The 1223-nt window shown below is 43.3% G+C and carries 1 protein-coding gene; it reads right to left on the bottom strand.

Features of this window, described 5'->3' with window-relative positions:
• Nucleotides 1-1141, bottom strand: a 1141-nt coding sequence (locus AB5062_RS22645; protein WP_368327002.1) for an IS256 family transposase, incomplete at its 3' end; no start/stop codon positions are given.
• Between the last annotated feature and the right edge of the window lie 82 nt (nucleotides 1142-1223).

The raw sequence follows: 1223 nt of genomic DNA, 5'->3' as shown, positions 1-1223 counted from the left end.
CCATAAGTGAAAGATACACGTTTTTTTTTACGGCATCGTCCGACGGGAATGAAAGCTTTGATTTGGTGTACTTTCTGATTTTTCCGTTCAGATTCTCAATAAGATTTGTGGTATAGATTATTTTCCTGATTTCCAATGGGAACTGGAAGAAAACAGTCAGATCATCCCAGTTGTTTCTCCATGAAAGTATGGCGTATGGATACTTTCCTCCCCATTTCTTTTCCAGATTGTCAAGTTCTGCGGCAGCAACTTCCTTATTAGGTGCATTGTAGATATTCTTCATATCCGCCGTAAACTCTTTCTTATCCTTATAAACGACATATTTACAGGAGTTCCTGATCTGATGTACCACACAGATCTGAGTGGATGACTGGGGGAATACGGTACGGATGGTATCTGTAAATCCATTCAGATTGTCAGTACAGGTAATCAGTATATCCTGCACTCCACGAGCCTTCAAGTCGGTCAGGACACCCATCCAGAAAGAGGAACTTTCCGATTTGCCGACCCACATGCCAAGGACTTCCTTCAGGCCGTTCTGTTTCAGACCGACACAAAGATAGACGGTCTTGTTTATAATCTTGCCGTTATCCCGTACCTTGAAGACGATACCATCCATCCAGACTATCAGATAGACCGGATCCAGAGGACGGTTCTGCCATTCCTGCGCAGCCTGGCTTACCTTGTTTGTAATAATGGAAATAGCTGATGTAGAGAGCTCTATTTCATAAATCTCACGCATCTCCTCCTCTATATCGGAAACACTCATTCCTTTGGCATACAGGGAGATAACAAGCTTCTCTATAGAAAGTCCCCGGCTTTCATGCTTGGGGACTGCTATCGGTTCAAACTGCCCGTTGCGGTCACGCGGAATGGAGATGACAGACTCTCCATGTCCGGTCTGAATTTTCTTCGGATAACTGCCATTCCGGGAGTTGCCGGTGTTGTTCCCTGCCACGGAATTCTTCTCATACCCCAAATGGGCATCCATCTCACCTTCAAGCATCTTTTCCAATACCTGCGCATGCAACTGATTCAGAAACCTGCTCACATCCGCTTCTGTCTTGAACTGGCTAAGGAACTCCTTGCTTAATACCTCATCAGGCACTACTTGATTCTTTTCTTTCATAATCTTTTTCATTTGGTAAATGTATAAAATAAAAAATACGGAACTCGATTTTGAATCCCGTATTTTCCATTTACACAAAATATTTTATAGTGCC

It is taken from the genome of Phocaeicola sp. RTP21359st1_B8_RTP21360_211022, from assembly GCF_040911965.1.
In the GTDB taxonomy this organism is placed as follows: domain Bacteria; phylum Bacteroidota; class Bacteroidia; order Bacteroidales; family Bacteroidaceae; genus Phocaeicola; species Phocaeicola vulgatus.
The sequence above is the reverse complement of the archived record's forward strand: the minus strand, read 5'-3'. Positions and strand labels throughout refer to the sequence as shown.